A 16,769-nucleotide genomic window follows, 5' to 3' on the forward strand; every position below is an offset into this window, starting at 1 on the left:
ACTCAATAGTATAAAATAGTTATATCTCTTACTAAATATTAACTCTATATCATACCTTATATATAATATGTATTACCTATAACTTATTATTATGTTAATTATTTTTACATTATAGGAAATCTCTATATACCCACTTTAAGTTGACTACCTTATGTTTAAATATACTAAAAAAAGTATATTATATATTTTACTGATAATAAAATAGGAGATAAATTTCTAGTTTATCTCCTGTTTTATTATTCCAATTGCAACTCCTAATATATTGACTTCTTTATTTTCCAAACTAATTGGAGCATATAAAGAATTTGCAGGCATTAATTTTGGTAAATCTCCATTTAGGTTTAGTGTTTTTAATGTTGCCTCACCATCTAAGCTTGCAGCTACTATTTCATTATGATTTGCAGTTCCTTGTTTTTTAATAACAACTAAATCACCATCACAAATATCTTTTTCTACCATAGAGTCACCCTTTACTCTTAATATAAAGGTATCTTTTCCTCTTTCAAGCCAATATTTAGGTATATAAAAACTTCCCTCTATATTGTCATCCATTTCTATAGGTGTTCCTGCCGCTATATTATTAAACATTGGAATATCTTCTAATTCATTTTCATTATAACAAATATCATTTCCTTCAAATACTTCTTTTCTATTCGAAGCTGTATCTATATTAAACTCCACAATCCCCTTATTTTTCAAGTTTATATACTTATACTTTTCAACTGTGTCTACTTGTTTTTTCTTTTTTAAATCATATTTAGTTTTAAAGTTAAAGCTCTTTCCCTTTACATCAATCCCTAAAGTATTTACTTTTCTACCTTTTATCATCCAAGAATTTTCTTTATTATTAAGTTCGCTATTTAATATAAAAACAAATGAAGAATGTGGTTTATTTTTATAAATAGCTTTTATAAAATCTATTTCTCCCTTAGTAAACTTCTCCATATCATCTAATATAACATGACTATATAATCCGCCATGATTATTTATATATGAAATAGCATATATAACATGATCATACTCATCCATTAAGCCTTTATTAATTAAATTTTCATTATATAGATCTTTAATTTTATAAATAGATTCTCTTGTATAAGAAGATTTTTTAATTCTTCCTCCACGTCCTTTTCTATCAACTTCAAGATAGTAATCCTTAGAAAAATTACTAGCTTTTATCCATAAAATTTCTTCTAATATAAAGTTCATTGTTGCCTTTTGAAGAAACTTAGATTTTTTATAAAATGATGATATTTCATTTTCTAATTCTTTTAAAATTTCTATACCTCTTACTTTATCTATAACTTGCATAGCTAGTCCCTTTTCTCTTCTAAAGGCTTTAGAATATGTATCAATAAGTTCTTCTAACGTTATAATGTTTAATCTATCCTTTTCTAACGAAAACAATGAATAAAAATAATTCTCATTACTTTCTTTTTTATAAAGTTCCATTGCTTCATATGTCTTAGTATAATTAGATGTTACAAATAAAATTTTATCCTCTTCATAAATACAATAATTATTTTCTAAATTTATAGCCTTATAAATTGATGCAGTACTCTTCCCTGTTCCTTCTTTGCCTTTCAAAAGTTGATATCCAGAACTTTTATGATTTATAAATCTATTTTGAACTTTCGAAAGTTCCATACTTTCACCACCTTAAATCTATCTTATGTTTTCTGTATTTTAATAATATATTTTATAATACCTTATGTCAAATAATCGCTATTAAAAATTCAGCATTCTATTTATAATTAATAAATATCTTTATTCTAAATCTACATAGTTTATTCACACACAAAAATTAATATGTTATATAAAAAAAAGAACCAATAAAATTTCTTTCTTTTACAAGAGTCCATTTTATTGGTTCTTTCATTAAATCTATCACTTAATATATTTTCCAAAGCAATTTAAATAAAATTTTAATTATATATAATCATTCTTAAATCAATAACCTACACCATTAATAATTATATAATTTTAAAAGTAAAACTAAATAAGTTTTAATATGCAATTTCTATTACAGCTTTATTTAAAAGGATTATAAAAGCGACCATGGTTAACTATAGTTGCAATAATCGCTATAATAAATATTAAGCTAACTATTAATATCGCTATATAATCTCTTTTTTCAAACTTTCTTCCACTATACCAAGTACGTTTTTTATTTTTTCCAAAAGCTCTTAGCTCCATTGCTGAACTTATAGTATCTATTCTATCTAAACTTGAAAAAATTAATGGCATCAATATTGCTGCAGAATTTTTAATTCTTTTTGTTACTCTTTCTTTTTTAGACATATCAATTCCTCTAGCTTGTTGTGCAAATGATATATCTTGATAGTCACGTTGAACATCAGGGATATATCTTAATGCTATTGAAACAGAATAAGCAACTTTATAGCTAACACCAATTTTGTTTAATGAAGCTGCAAACTCACTTGGATTAGTTGCAACCATAAATAATAATGCCATTGGTATTATAGAAAAATATTTTAATGTTATATTAAACTGATAAAATAATTGTTCTAATGTTAGTGTATATGGACCTGCAATTTTAAATAAGTCAGTTCTACTTCCATAAATTTGAACACCTTCATATGGTGAAAAAATAAAAATAGCTAAATTATTTAACAATAAAAATATTAATATAAAATAAAGAACAAAGGATACTTGCTTAAATTCTACTTTTGAAATTTTAAATACAAATATACTTAAAATAAACATAAGTATAAGTACGCGTGTATCATATGTAATCATTGAAGCTAATGCCCATATTATCAAAGCAATTAACTTAGACGCACCTGTCAATTTATGAATAGGTGAATTTATATTTGTATATTCAAGCATTTTGCTCATATGCCTCTAATCCTCCTATCATAGTCAATAAACTTTTTAACAAACTCTCTTGGATTATCTAATTTAGCCTTTATTGCTAATTCATATAAAGATGTTTCTTTTAAATTAGCTTCAGATATTACTCTTTTATCTGTAAGTATATTTGCTGCTGTATCATCTGCTAACTTCAACCCATTAGATAATACTATTGCTCTATTTGTGTATTCAAGCATTAAATGCATATCATGAGTTATCATGATTATAGTGACACCTTTTCTATTTAATTCTTGCAAGAATTCCATAATTTCAGTATAGTGCCTAAAATCTTGCCCAGCAGTTGGCTCATCTAAAATTATAACTTCTGGATTTAAAACTAGTATAGATGCAATAGTTACACGTTTCTTTTGCCCGAAGCTAAGTGCTGAAATTGGCCAATTACGAAACTCATATAACCCACAAACTTTTAATGTATCAAGTACTCTTTCTTTAATTTCTTCTTCACTAATTCCTCTAACTTTAAGTCCTAATGCGACTTCATCAAAAATCATAGTCTTAGATATCATTTGATTTGGATTTTGCATAACAATACCAATTTTATCTGCACGCTCTTTAATTGTATCGTTAACTAAATCCCTACCATTAAATAATATTTGCCCTTTAGTTGGTTTATAAAAACCACAAATAAGCTTCGATATAGTAGATTTTCCTGCCCCATTTCTTCCTACTATACTAACCATTTCACCTTTATTAATATTAAAAGAAACTCCTTTTAATATTTCTCGTTTTTCTTCATATCCAAACTTTATATCTTTTAATTCAAGTATAGTTTCAGAATTTATATTAACACTCTTGTCAACAGTTTCATCATACCATTCTTTAAGTTTTTCTCTATATGTATTTAAATTTAATGTATCAATATGTTGTGGATTAATATCTGGAGTAACCTCACAGCCTGCATATTTTAAAGCAGTAATATATAATGGTTCACGTATGCCTGTTTCCGCTAATATATTCGAACTTAAAAGTTCTTCTGGAGTTATATCCGCAGCAATTTCTCCATTATCTACTACTATTATTCTATCTACAGAGCAATGTAACACATCTTCTAATCTATGCTCTATAATTACTATAGTTTTATTTGTTTCTTGTTGTATTTTGTCAATTAATTCAATTGCATTTTTACCTGTTGCAGGATCTAAACTTGCAAGTGGTTCATCAAATAAAAGTATATCTACATCTCCAACCATAACCCCTGCTAAGGTTACACGCTGCTTTTGACCACCTGATAAACTATATGGAGCTGCTTCTAAATGCTTATCTATTCCAACAATTTCAGAAACAATTTCTACTTTCTTTTTCATTTCATCTTGAGGTATACAATCATTTTCTAACTTAAAAGCAATATCTTCTCCTACAGTTAATCCAATGAACTGGCTATCTGGATCTTGAAGAACAGTCCCCACTGAATTAGATAATTCAAAAATGCTCATTTTACTGGTTTCTTTCCCCTTGACTTTCAGACTTCCTGAAATCTCTCCTTTATATGAAAATGGAATAAGACCATTTATACAACTTGAAATCGTGCTCTTACCTGATCCAGAAGGACCAACAATAAGAACTTTTTCGCCTTCATATATAGTTAAGTTTACATTATTTAATGTTGGCTTTGCTTGAGCTCTGTATTGGAATGTAAAATTATCGAACTCAATTACAGGTTTTTTCATAGCAAATCTCCCTTTATATATAAATTATATGTTCCTCGAAAACGTTATTTATGATTAAAAATAATATTTATGATTAAAAATAATAATATATTGTTTGTAATATATACGTAAAAAATACCAGAGACCTAAAGCCCCCAGTATTTTAATTAGATATTACTCTCTATCTAAACTTCCTTTTTTAACTCTAGTCTTAGCATATGTATAAAGTAAAATACTGCCTAATATTCCAACTGTAATTGAATTAGAAATTGCAGCAACTACACCTTGTAAATAAACTTTATTAGCTGGCTCTGCATATATAAGTATATCTAATGTAGGAGCAACTAAAAGCCATGCAATTAAATTAGCAATTACTTGGTATATATTAAAAACAATAATTTCTTTTTTGCCAAATTCACCGTCATTAACTTTTAATTTTTTCCATGATAATCCTATTATAAGACCAACAACAGCTGAAGCTATAACCCAACTAAACCAAGGTGAACCAAAAAATACCAAATCCTTCAAAGCATGACCTATAAAACCTATAGATATTCCTGCAATAGGACCATATAATACTGACATTAATGCTAAAAAAGCATAACTTGTTTCTATATTAGTATTTGGGATACCTGATGGAATAGCTCCAAAACGCCCTAGTATCATAAATACAGCTGCACCTATACCAATCGCTACTATTGTTTTAATAGACATTTTATTTTCCATTATAATTCCTCCTCATTTCATATACAGTGAATAAATACTATTCGTGTTTTAAATTAATTTCTAATCATATATTACTCTAGGAGCTTTTCTGATAGATATTATCCAATTTGTTCCAGTTTGTATATTATAGGCTTTTGAGAATGATCCTTGATTTATAGCAACAGCTAAATTATCTAATGAGTTAACATAAACCAAGGTTTCACCTACATAAACATCAGCAAACGACTTTGCATAAACCATTATATTTCTATAAACTTCTCTTGTATTATTTCTAATAGAAACTTCAACTTTATCTCCATACTTAATACCTAAGCTAGTAAATAATTCTCTTCCAATATTTGTCCATAAGCTACCAAATCTTACATCTAAAACATCTATAGTTCCTGTTACTAAATCATTTTCTTTTATGGATTCAACAACTGGTAATTCTACTATTTCATCAACTGGAATTTTTGGACCAACATGTTCAAAATCTATAACTCCAGCTGCAAGTCTTGCTCCTGTATAGGCATATATATCTCTTCCATGGAAAGTATAAGATGCTCCAGAATTAGGTAATCTATTTATAGTTTCATCGATTTCTCTGGCCTCGACTATCCCACATATTCTTTTAATGTGAGTAAGTGTTCCATTATCTGGGGTAATTATATATTGTCCACTTGCAGTCTTAACTCCTATACTCTTTCTATTTGATCCAACTCCGGGATCGACTACAGATACAAATACAGTGCTTTTAGGCCAATAGACTACAGTTTGAATTAACCTATATGAAGCCTCCCAAATGTTATATTGTGGTATTTCATGTGTTAAATCGAATAATTGAAGTGTCTTATCTACATTATAAGCAACCCCATACATAGCACTAACAGCACCATCTCCAATTCCAAAATCTGATTGGAATACTAAAGCATTTTTCATAAATACTCCTCCTTAGTAATATATCACACCAAAAGTATATAATACGAATATTATTCTAGTCAATATTTTTTTTATTCGCATATATGTATATTATTTTTGGACTTTTTAATAAATACTTCACTATAAACGAAATTTACAATATTCCAAATATAAAATTAACATTTTTCATTCATTAAAAATAAAAAAGTTGACACTTTACTTCCACTAGCTATCTTATTTTGTTATTAAATCACGATTTTTTTAATCATCTAAATAATATATTCATGATATCTCATATTTAAACACTTTCAAAATTCAATGTTCAATTTTAATTTGGTCTATTAATCACCTATATGAATATTTCTTGTTTAAAATACATATTTTTGCTATAATTTAACAAACAACTTATGGAGGTGTTTTAATGAACGATTTAAAAGTTTTAGTCTATTTAGATCTTTTAAAAATTAAAAATTTCTTTTTTCAAATTTTTCATCATCCGCTTTTATTCTTAAAGAAATTATTTTCTATAATCATATTTTTCGGACTTTGCTTTTCTTCATTTATAGTTTCAATATTTAAAAATGAATCTAAAGCTTCTATAGCTCCAGAAATGCAGAAATCTGCTCTAGGAATTATAGCTATAATATCATTAGTTTTTATACTATTTGTATTAGCAAATTATTTAAATGATTATGCTCCAAGTAACTTCTCAATTTCAGATATTAGCTATCTATTTCCTTCCCCTATAAATAATAAATTAATACTATTTTATTCAATGATTCGTAGTGCAATAAAAGGTGTAGCAAGCTTCTTTTTAACGTTTATTTTTATTATATTAATGCTCCTAGCCTTTACTAATTTATCATTAATAGGATTATTGCCAATAGCTTTAGGATTTTTCTTTATATTCTTATTTTTTATTTCTTTATCTTATTTGTTTTTTGCAATAAAAGTTAAAACAGGATTAGTTAAAGGCTTAAAATTTATCTCTTACATATTACAAGGTATTGCATGTTTAATACTTTTATTTTATTTATATAAGTTTTGGAGTCTAAACTTTAACTTTAACGAATTGTCTATGTCTATTTTTGATAGCTTTCTTGTTAAATTACCTATAATTTCTTCTATAGTTAAATTTATATCTTTACTTTTAACAGAAACAATTACACCGCCAATATTTGATATATTATATTTATTATCATTAATTATTATTAATTGTTTCTTATTTATAACTCTTAATGTTGAATATTATGAAGAAATAGCTGAAAAGGTATCTACACAAAATGAAAAATTAAAGCAGTTAAAAAACAACAAGAGAGATGTTCATTCACAAATGGAAAAAGATATAAAAAAAGTTAATTTAAATAGTAGTTCTAAAGAAAGATGGGGATCATTATCATTATATTGGAAAGCTTCAATTATTAGAAAAAGAAAACAGACTTCATTAAAAAAATATTTATTATTATTAGTTAATATTATTATTGGAATAATCGGAGGATATGTTACTTTAAAAGGAAATCAATTAGTTTCATTGTTAGTGATTTCAATTGGTACAGTTTATATAGTTCTTATTTCATCTAATTTTTCCGAGTTATCTAGAGAATTAAAAAATGTATATATTTATATTATCCCAGGAAAACCAATAAATAAAATTCTTTCTACAGTCTTAGACGAACTTTTAATGTTAGCAATTAGAATCAGTATAATGCTTATTCCTTCTATTATATTAGATTATAAATTCTTAATCTTAGGAATAGGATGTTACTTAATTACTATAGCATTCTCATTAGTAGTAAAATTACTTAACTTAATCGTAATACTTCTTATGCCAAAGGATAATGAATCTGGGCCAGGAATGCTTGTAACTTTCGTGCTAATGATACTTATAATGATTCCATTTGTTGCAACTGTAGCTACTTACAGTATAACTACTAATCCATATATAGCATTTGGAGTATTAACTGTAATTGTTGGGATTTATATAAGCTTATTAATGTTGTTATGTAATAAAATATTTGATTTTATAGAATATTAATTTGGAGGAAATTATGTTAGAAGTAAAAAATTTATCTAAATCTTTTAAGAAAAATAAAGCAATTGATAATATATCATTTAAATTAAACACTGGTGAAATATCCATATTATGCGGCCCCAATGGTGCTGGTAAAACTACTACATTAAAGTGCATACTTTCTTTATTAAGAAAAGATTCAGGTGATATTTTAATAGATGGAAAATCTACAAAGGATAGAACCATAAGAGAAAATTTAGCCTATATACCTGAAACCCCTGATTTATATAATTTATTAACAGTTTGGGAACACTTTAAATTTATAGCCTTAGCTTATAAAATTAAAGATTGGACAAGTAAAGCTGATGAGTTAATGAATGCTTTCAACTTAGCAAATAAAAAAGATTCTCTTGCTAAAGACTTGTCTAAAGGTATGAAACAAAAGGTATCTATTATAATGGCTTTAATTCATGATCCAAGTATAATTTTAATTGATGAACCTTTTGTAGGTTTAGATCCTAATGGAATAAAGGAATTTAGAGAAATACTATCAAAAATAAAATCTCTTGGAAAAACCATACTAGTTAGTACTCATATCCTTGCTTCAATGGAAGAAATAAGCGATACAATGATTTTAATGAAGGAAGGCAAAATAGTAGATTCTGGTAGCAAAGAATACTTAAAAGAAAAATATAACGAATTAGGTAATATAGAAGATTTATTCTTTAAGATAATTGATAATGCTTAATTAAAATGAAAAATGCTAATACTCTATTTTGAAGTATTAGCATTTTTATTTATATCAAGTTTTGCAATCATAGGGTAATGATCTGAAGGATATTTACCATTTTTGTTATACTCTAATATTTCAGTATCTAAAACTTTAAACTCTTCGGTTACAAATATATAATCTATATGAAGACCTTTTTTATTTCCTTTAAACTTACTCATAGTAGACATATTATAAATTTCTTTCTTGTGATCTTGTACAGCTATAAATTTTTTACTACTATATTTACCTTCCGAGAAATTTTTAATGGCTTTACTTGTTGGACTTGCATTAAAATCTCCCATTAGTATAGCTGGATAATTGTCTTTTTCATGTTGTTTATCCATATACTCACCTATTTTTTTAAGTCCATATTCCCTAGCCTTTGATAATAAAAAATCTAAATGTGTATTATATACTCTAACTATATTACCATCATTTAATCTTATTAAAGCTGTTGTGCATATTCTTGGATAAACAGAATACCAAATAGCACTTCCTATTTTTTCAGGATCTTCTGAAAGCCAAAAAGTACTGTATTCTAATATTTTATGTTTCTTAGAAACTAATATATCATTTCTTTCTATAAAATACTTAAGACTTCTAGGGCTCCCAATTATATTATATCCTGGAGATTCTTTTGAAATATCCTTAAACATTTTATTATTTAGCTCTTGAACACCTATTATATCGCAATCATTATTGTTTAATATATCATAAACTATTTCTTTTCTTTTATTCCATCTATTATTTATATCTAATAAGAAATCTGTCCTTAAGTTAAAGGTCATAACCTTCATACTTCTACCTCACGCCATATTCTAAAGTTATTTTGCTTCTATAGATAATCTTTGTCTAATTTTCACCCTATCTAAAGAATAACCAGCTATTAAAAATATTATACCACTTCCTATAGGTTGCATTATATCTATAAAGAAAGTTGCAAGTGGAGCTACAAAGCTACCTGATATAACAGCTCCTGCTAAATAATATCCAAACCATCCTACAATACCAGCTATAACTATTGCTAGTACATTTTTTTTACATATTATACTATCTCTTTTAGAAGTAAAAAATAATACCATTATAGGTTTAATTATTATTGTAGGTAACACCCATATCATTCCACCAGCCAATGCATCTGCAAGTCCAGCTCCTATACCCGCTGCAAGCATTGCATATGGAGTAGGTAAAAGTACTGCTGCAAGATATATGAATGTATCTCCTAAATGTACATATCCTCCATTAAATCCTGTTGGGATATGAATAGATATTGTAATACATATAAAAGCTGCAAATAATGCTGCCAAAACTAAACTTCTTGTTTTAATTTTTGTTTTCATTTATCAAAATCAACTCCTTTAAAAATACTTCAAACATTATTCCTTCTTTTGGATTAGTTTTAAATTTAGATGTATAACTAATTGCTTCATATATAAAGTTAGTTGCACTTTTAATTGCAAAATTTAAATTATGATTATTTAATAATAATCCTATAATAATTGAAGTAAAAATATCCCCTGTTCCGCTATATGATTCATTATTAAAAACTGATTTTACTATAAAAAATTCATCTCTTTCTTTATCGTAAGCAAAATTATAAATTTCACTTTCTCTTATTATTCCTGTAATAATAATCTTTTCTGGTCCCATTTGTGCTAGTTTTTTAGCAATTCTCATAACTTTTTCATTACTTGTATCATACTTTTTATATTCTTCTCCTGTTAATATACATGCTTCTGTTAAATTTGGTGTTACTATACTTGCAATAGAAACAAGTTCTTTCATTTTATTACACATATTTTTTGTAAAAGTATCATAAAGTATTCCATTGTCTCCCATAACTGGATCTATAACAATTAAAGAATCTTTATTATCTAATACAAAATCTAAAACTATGTCAATTTGCTTTTCAGAACCTAAAAAGCCACTATATATGCAATCAAAGTTTATATTGAGCTCTTTCCAAACATTTTTATAATTGTTCATTTCATTAGTTATATCTAAAAATGAAAACTTATCAAATTCAGTTTGAGAAGAAAGTATAGCTGTAGGAAATGGACAACATTGAACTCCTAAAGTCGATAATATAGGAAGTGCTGCTGTTAGTGAACATCTTCCTATTCCAGATAAATCATTTATTGTAGCTACTTTTTTTACCCCATTCATAAGTGCACCTGCTTTTTAATTAAGTTATTTATTTTATAATAATCCAATAATTACATTTTGTCCATTGTACCGATACAATATTAATTTGCAAAAAAATAGAACTATTTATGCTTAATAGTTCTATTTTTTATTGATTTCATTTTTAAGATATTACTATAATTCTATTACTTTATTTAATAACTCATTACTTCTATTAATAAAGTCATTCATTTCTTCAGAACTTAACTCCTTATTAGCTATTAAAGCTAAATCTAAAATATACTGACATATTAAATTAATATCATCCTTTTTACTTTCAAAGTCTACAGATGCTAGCTTTTTAATTATTGAGTTATTATTATTTATAACTAAAGTTTTTTCTTCCATAAACATATTTGGCATTTCCATTCCACCAAACATTTTGCTCATTTCAGCCATTCTTCTTGATTGTTCAGAAACCAATATCATAGCAGGAGTTCCTGAATTTTTTAGATTTTCAACTTTAATATTATTTACTTTATTAGAAGTTGCTTCTTTAAATAACTCTTCCAGCTTAGTATTTAACTCTTTTGAATCTTCACTTTCACTATTTTTAAGTGTTTCTGAAATATCAGAGTCTATTCTAGTAAATATAACTCCATTTTCTTTTGACTCTAAAAAGCTAATAAAATGGTTATCTATTGAGCAATCTAAAACTACAGCATCTAAATCCGCTTCCTTAAACATTTTAATATATTGTGATTGTTGCTTTTCATCTGTTACATAAAAGACCTTATTTTCATGTTTATCTTTATTATTTTCTAAATATTCCTTTAATGTTATATACTCACCATTTAGTCTTCTAAATATAACAATGTCCTTTATTTTATCATAGAAGCTTTCATCTCTCAAACAACCGTACTTAATAAATATTTGAATGTCCTTCCAAAAGTTATTAAAGCTTTCTCTTTGATTTTTATATAGTCCAACTAATTTATCTGCAACCTTCTTAACTATATGCTTAGATATTTTTATAACATCCTTATCTTTTTGAAGAAAACTTCTAGATACATTTAAAGGTAGATCTGGACAATCTATTGTCCCCTTTAATAATAGTAAGAAATCTGGTATAACTTCTTTTATGTTATCTGCAACAAAAACTTGATTATTATAAAGTTTTACTTGCCCTTCAGTAGCTTCCAGTTCATATTTAAGTTTAGGAAAATATAATATTCCTTTTAGGTTAAATGGATAGTCTACATTTAAATGAATCCAAAATAATGGATCATTAAAATCTCGGAATACCTTTTTGTAAAATTCTTTATATTCTTCATCAGTACAATCCTTTGGAGATTTCATCCATAATGGAGTTGTATCATTTAACGGTTTAATATCTTCTTCCTTAACTTCTTTACCTTCTTCTTCTAAATATATTTCTATAGGTAAGAATGAACAATATTTTTCTATTATTTCTCTAACTTTATACAATTCTAAAAATTCATTACTATCATCATCTATAAAAAGAGTTATTGTTGTTCCTCTCTCTTTTCTATTTAAAGATGGAGATATCTCATATTCTGTACCACCATCACAAATCCAAGTTACTGCTTCTGCTCCTTCTAAATAAGATAAAGTATCTATCTGAACTCTTTTTGCAACCATGAAAGCAGAGTAGAAACCTAGCCCAAAGTGACCTATTATATCTTTTCCATCTTCCATTTTATCTTTATATTTTTCTATAAAATCCTCTGCACCTGAAAATGCAACTTGATTTATATATTTCTTAACTTCATCTTCAGTCATTCCAATTCCATTATCAATAAATTTTAAAGTATTATTTTCTTTATTTAACGAAACTGTAACCTTATATTTTTCATTTTCATTTCCATTAGTTTCTCCTAAAGAAACTAATCTTTTATATTTGCTTATAGCATCGCACCCATTACTAATAAGTTCCCTAATAAATATATCTTTGTCAGAATATAACCACTTCTTTATAATTGGAAAAATATTTTCTGTATGTATTGAAATATTCCCTTTATTTTTCTCCATTAACAATCCCTCCTCTTTACCATAATTATTTTATTTAAAAGATACTATTATGTCAATATTTACTAAAGCTTGTTTTAGTTATTAAAATATCTCTACTAACAATTAATTGAATAAAAACTAATTTTGTAAAACAAAGCTTAGTTTTTCTTTTACTTTCTTTGATTTTCATTTAACAAGTTATATAAATTTACACCTTAATATAAAAGTCTAAATATATAGTGTTAAGTTTATTATAAAAACATATTGTAAAATAATTCCTAGAGGCTATATAATATTAATATAATGAATTATCTATTAATTTGTAAAGAAGGTTTTATTTTGAAAAAGCTTATTCTTAATACTTTATCTTGGATATTAGTTGTATCTTTATTGTCTTTTTACCTACATAATACTTTAAATTTTCCTTTAATTAATTATATTTTTATATTAGGAATATCCCTTATAGCTTTGGGTATTATAGCTATTATACGCCCTATACTCCAAAAATCTAAATTAAATAATTCAATTAAAAATACTATCAATTTTAGAATTATTGAAAGTAATAGTATCTCCATTTGTTTAGCAGGAGTAATTTCCTTATTGGCTTGTATTTTATTGTAATCTAAAAATAGATCTATAGCTCAATTGAAAATGTAGAATGCATAATAAAAGTAAAAACTATTGAAAATAATTTCAAAATAATATAGGCTTCAGTATTTCATCCTTAAATACACTGGAAATTTTGCATTCTACATTTTATATTAAAGCACTTTCTTAATAGTAATATTTTTTTAATATTATATGCCTTACTCTTCAATTACTTTAATAATATTGTCTTGTACTCCAATTACTTTTAATCTATTTTCAATATATTCTTTAATTATATCAATAGCTTCTTTAGTAATTTTTTCACCTGCGCAAACTAAAGGAATTCCTGGTGGATATGGAATTATCGACTCTTTAGCTATTTTCCCCAAAGCATTATTTATATCTAAGCTAGTACTATTTAAATTAAAAACCTCATAAGGCTCTAATACTTTAACAGGTGATATTTTTGAAAACACTGCATTTTTTTCATTAGTTTTCAACACATTTATATTTAAATTCTTAATAGCTAAATATAATTTTTCAAAATCCTCTTCTGTATTTGAAGGAGAAAAAATCAGAACTATTCCTCGTGAAAAACTCATTTCAGCTTGTATCTTATTAACTCTAAGATAGTCTAAAAGTTTATGACCACTATATCCTTCATTTAAAGTAATTAAATATCTACTTTTATCTATTGTATATTTATTAAATAAATTCTCATCACTTATTACACTCACTTTACCTAATAAGTTTATTTTTTCTTTCCACTTTTCTGCTCTTTCTTTTAAGTTACCATAGTCATCTTTTCCGTAATTATCTAGATAATATCTAGCATAATCTAATGAAGCCATTATTAAATATGATGGTGATGTAGTCATAAAAGTCTTTACATAAAAATCAATATTTTCTTCATTATTATTTACTAATAAATATGCTCCTTGTGTTAAACTAGGTAGTGTTTTATGAGCACTTAATACTACATAATCCCCAAGATTAGCTAGTGACTTTGGTAAATCCTTATTTACTACAAAATGAGCACCATGAGCACTATCAATTATTACTTTTAGTCCTTTTTCTTTTAATTCTTTTATTTTATTTTCTATATCGTAAGATATTCCAAAATAATTCGGACTTGTAATTATTATTCCTTTTGGATTAAATGCTTTACTTAAAGCTTCATTTATTTCTTTTTCTCTAGGCGGCAAAAATATTCCTATATTTTCATCTATTACAGCATCTATATAAACTACCTTAAGTTTTCTTAAAATAAGTCCATTATAAATTGACTTATGGCAGTTTCTTTCTACTAATACCTCGTCCCCCTCTTTAAAAGCAGCAAATATTGAAGCTAAATTCCCTGAAGAGCTTCCATTTACAAGAAAGTATGCTTTTTTTACATTATAAGTTTTTGCTAGAAGCTCCTCCGCTTCCTTTATTACCCCTTCTGGGCAATGTAAATTGTCTAAAGGGTCCACTTCTGTAATATCCAAATCCCCTAGAGTTTCTTTAAACTTTTTTCCTAATGAATCTCTTAAAAACGCTTTCCCACTTTTATTTCCTGGCATTGATAAAATCAAATTTTCTTCTTTATGATATTTTAATAATTCTTCTAATAAAGGTGCTTTACTCATTAATATCTCCCTTTTATTTATACTTAAATTATGAATAAAAAATTGTATTATATTTATAAAAAGTAAATATAGCTTTGTTATTCTTTTCCTTCGTATCAAGTCAAGAGCAATCCACATATATTCACTTACAAACTAATAAATTAAAATAATTATAGATTCAATTATCTTAATTGCTTATTACTTGTATAGATTTATTTTCTAACACTTTTTTAGCTACATCCAAAATATAATTTTTATCTATAGCATCAAGATTATTAAATTCTTCTGAATATATTTTATAATCTCCAAACATTGTACTATACGTTGATAATTCTTTTACTAAAATTATATTTTGTTCTTCTCTAAACCATCTCTTTAGTTTCATAGACTTTTTAAAATCAAATATATCATCATCACTTATATTTACTTCAAACCTTTCAATTTTATCTATACATTCATTTATTAATTCTAAAGATTTATCTAAATTTTCTTTTGAAGTACTATAAGTTATTTTATAAAGCTTTATGTACTTTTCATAAGAAATCTTAGTTAAAATATCATATACAAGTCCATTTTTTGTTCTTAATGTATCGAATAATAATGAATTAACTCCTTCTCCAAAATACTCATTAAATATTCTTAATGCTTTTATTTCGTTATAGCTTAAATCATCTATTGGAAATATAACTTGAACTTTACATGTATTAATTCCCTCTTTAATTTCTTTATAAACTCCAAAGTTAGTCTTATCATAAATTATTTTTTCTTTATTATTTCCATTATACTCAGTACTCCAATTCTCAAAATAGCTTTCAACTATATTTTTAACTTCTTCAAATTCTAAAGAAGAAACCACTGCTATAGAAGTCTTATCTGGTAAGTAATTATCTTTATAAAATTGTTTTATATCTTCTAATTTTATTTTTTGTAAATCTTTATTTGTACCTATAATTGGATACTTTATTCTTCTTTCTCTAAAGCTATTTAAAAATAGTTTATCTTCACAATATTGCTCTAATTCCTCATCCCACTCTCTTAACTCTTCCTTTATTACATTCATTTCTTCTTCAAATCCCTCAGTTGGAAATATAGGATTTAAAATTATATCTGAAAAAAGTTCTACACCTTCTTCAAAATCTTCATTTAACATAGTTCCATAGTAAATAACATATGGAAAGTTTGTCATGGCATTTTGAAATCCAAAAATTTTACTTAAGTTTTTATTTATTTTTTCCTCATTTCTCTTTCTTGTGCCTTTATAAACCATATGCTCTGTTGCATGAGCAAGTCCTAATAAGTCTTTTTCTCTACATGCGCCTGCATCTATTGATATAGACATTGATGTTAAATTAGATGTAGTTTTTGTATATATAAGCTTCATCTTATTTTTTAATATAAATTCCATCTTATCCTCCAAAACTTATTTTTTTATTATCATTGTAATATAAAAAGTTGGTATTTGAACATAAGCA

The 16,769-nt window shown here is 25.8% G+C and carries 13 protein-coding genes; 2 read left to right on the top strand and 11 right to left on the bottom strand.

The features are described 5' to 3' along the window. Positions 1-216: 216 nt before the first annotated feature. From lexA to J2Z25_RS12945, 5 genes are all read right to left on the bottom strand, one after another. Entirely contained in the window at positions 217-1,644 is a 1,428-nt protein-coding gene (gene lexA / locus J2Z25_RS12925) for a transcriptional repressor LexA (protein WP_209740909.1), read from the bottom strand. A gap of 384 nt (positions 1,645-2,028) precedes the next feature. Continuing rightward, positions 2,029-2,856: an energy-coupling factor transporter transmembrane component T family protein gene (locus J2Z25_RS12930; protein ID WP_008679439.1), complete on the bottom strand. Its 828-nt coding sequence runs from the start codon at positions 2,854-2,856 to the stop codon at positions 2,029-2,031. Next, positions 2,853-4,559: an ABC transporter ATP-binding protein gene (locus tag J2Z25_RS12935; RefSeq protein WP_209740910.1), complete on the bottom strand. Its 1,707-nt coding sequence runs from the start codon at positions 4,557-4,559 to the stop codon at positions 2,853-2,855. The genes J2Z25_RS12930 and J2Z25_RS12935 overlap by 4 nt, the downstream gene beginning before the upstream one ends. Positions 4,560-4,712: 153 nt before the next feature. After that, complete coding sequence (locus J2Z25_RS12940; protein ID WP_008679445.1) at positions 4,713-5,264, bottom strand: ECF-type riboflavin transporter substrate-binding protein; 552 nt, start codon at positions 5,262-5,264, stop codon at positions 4,713-4,715. A 60-nt stretch (positions 5,265-5,324) separates the two neighbouring features. Beyond that, on the bottom strand, positions 5,325-6,182 hold the full coding sequence (locus tag J2Z25_RS12945) for an SAM hydrolase/SAM-dependent halogenase family protein (RefSeq protein WP_008679447.1): 858 nt from the start codon (positions 6,180-6,182) through the stop codon (positions 5,325-5,327). A 400-nt stretch (positions 6,183-6,582) separates the two neighbouring features. Between J2Z25_RS12945 and J2Z25_RS12950 the strand changes: the two genes are divergently transcribed. After that, on the top strand, positions 6,583-8,196 hold the full coding sequence (locus J2Z25_RS12950) for a putative ABC exporter domain-containing protein (protein ID WP_209740911.1): 1,614 nt from the start codon (positions 6,583-6,585) through the stop codon (positions 8,194-8,196). A gap of 13 nt (positions 8,197-8,209) precedes the next feature. After that, positions 8,210-8,920: an ABC transporter ATP-binding protein gene (locus J2Z25_RS12955; protein WP_209740912.1), complete on the top strand. Its 711-nt coding sequence runs from the start codon at positions 8,210-8,212 to the stop codon at positions 8,918-8,920. A 23-nt stretch (positions 8,921-8,943) separates the two neighbouring features. On the opposite strand, the gene J2Z25_RS12960 is transcribed toward J2Z25_RS12955, so the two are convergent. The 6 genes from J2Z25_RS12960 to J2Z25_RS12985 form a co-directional block, all read right to left on the bottom strand. Beyond that, positions 8,944-9,741: an endonuclease/exonuclease/phosphatase family protein gene (locus J2Z25_RS12960; protein WP_209740913.1), complete on the bottom strand. Its 798-nt coding sequence runs from the start codon at positions 9,739-9,741 to the stop codon at positions 8,944-8,946. Positions 9,742-9,768: 27 nt separating this feature from the next. Continuing rightward, positions 9,769-10,284: a TIGR04002 family protein gene (locus tag J2Z25_RS12965; protein WP_008679451.1), complete on the bottom strand. Its 516-nt coding sequence runs from the start codon at positions 10,282-10,284 to the stop codon at positions 9,769-9,771. Then, entirely contained in the window at positions 10,268-11,110 is an 843-nt protein-coding gene (locus J2Z25_RS12970; RefSeq protein ID WP_209740914.1) for a pyridoxamine kinase, read from the bottom strand. The genes J2Z25_RS12965 and J2Z25_RS12970 overlap by 17 nt, the downstream gene beginning before the upstream one ends. 153 nt (positions 11,111-11,263) lie before the next feature. Beyond that, entirely contained in the window at positions 11,264-13,120 is a 1,857-nt protein-coding gene (htpG, locus tag J2Z25_RS12975; RefSeq protein WP_209740915.1) for a molecular chaperone HtpG, read from the bottom strand. A gap of 785 nt (positions 13,121-13,905) precedes the next feature. Then, positions 13,906-15,318: an aminotransferase class I/II-fold pyridoxal phosphate-dependent enzyme gene (locus J2Z25_RS12980; protein ID WP_209740916.1), complete on the bottom strand. Its 1,413-nt coding sequence runs from the start codon at positions 15,316-15,318 to the stop codon at positions 13,906-13,908. Positions 15,319-15,484: 166 nt separating this feature from the next. Continuing rightward, complete coding sequence (locus tag J2Z25_RS12985) at positions 15,485-16,702, bottom strand: M16 family metallopeptidase (RefSeq protein WP_209740917.1); 1,218 nt, start codon at positions 16,700-16,702, stop codon at positions 15,485-15,487. Between the last annotated feature and the right edge of the window lie 67 nt (positions 16,703-16,769).

This window comes from Clostridium tertium, assembly GCF_017873245.1.
Lineage (GTDB): Bacteria > Bacillota > Clostridia > Clostridiales > Clostridiaceae > Clostridium > Clostridium tertium.

What these genes read in the sequence shown, in the direction of transcription:
- J2Z25_RS12965 (WP_008679451.1), bottom strand. Translation starts at nt 10,284, where the DNA reads ATGAAAACAAAAATTAAAACAAGAAGTTTAGTTTTGGCAGCATTATTT.
- J2Z25_RS12945 (WP_008679447.1), bottom strand. Translation starts at nt 6,182, where the DNA reads ATGAAAAATGCTTTAGTATTCCAATCAGATTTTGGAATTGGAGATGGT.
- J2Z25_RS12970 (WP_209740914.1), bottom strand. Translation starts at nt 11,110, where the DNA reads ATGAATGGGGTAAAAAAAGTAGCTACAATAAATGATTTATCTGGAATA.
- lexA (WP_209740909.1), bottom strand. Translation starts at nt 1,644, where the DNA reads ATGGAACTTTCGAAAGTTCAAAATAGATTTATAAATCATAAAAGTTCT.
- J2Z25_RS12955 (WP_209740912.1), top strand. Translation starts at nt 8,210, where the DNA reads ATGTTAGAAGTAAAAAATTTATCTAAATCTTTTAAGAAAAATAAAGCA.
- J2Z25_RS12930 (WP_008679439.1), bottom strand. Translation starts at nt 2,856, where the DNA reads ATGAGCAAAATGCTTGAATATACAAATATAAATTCACCTATTCATAAA.
- J2Z25_RS12985 (WP_209740917.1), bottom strand. Translation starts at nt 16,702, where the DNA reads ATGGAATTTATATTAAAAAATAAGATGAAGCTTATATATACAAAAACT.
- J2Z25_RS12940 (WP_008679445.1), bottom strand. Translation starts at nt 5,264, where the DNA reads ATGGAAAATAAAATGTCTATTAAAACAATAGTAGCGATTGGTATAGGT.
- htpG (WP_209740915.1), bottom strand. Translation starts at nt 13,120, where the DNA reads ATGGAGAAAAATAAAGGGAATATTTCAATACATACAGAAAATATTTTT.
- J2Z25_RS12950 (WP_209740911.1), top strand. Translation starts at nt 6,583, where the DNA reads ATGAACGATTTAAAAGTTTTAGTCTATTTAGATCTTTTAAAAATTAAA.
- J2Z25_RS12980 (WP_209740916.1), bottom strand. Translation starts at nt 15,318, where the DNA reads ATGAGTAAAGCACCTTTATTAGAAGAATTATTAAAATATCATAAAGAA.
- J2Z25_RS12960 (WP_209740913.1), bottom strand. Translation starts at nt 9,741, where the DNA reads ATGAAGGTTATGACCTTTAACTTAAGGACAGATTTCTTATTAGATATA.
- J2Z25_RS12935 (WP_209740910.1), bottom strand. Translation starts at nt 4,559, where the DNA reads ATGAAAAAACCTGTAATTGAGTTCGATAATTTTACATTCCAATACAGA.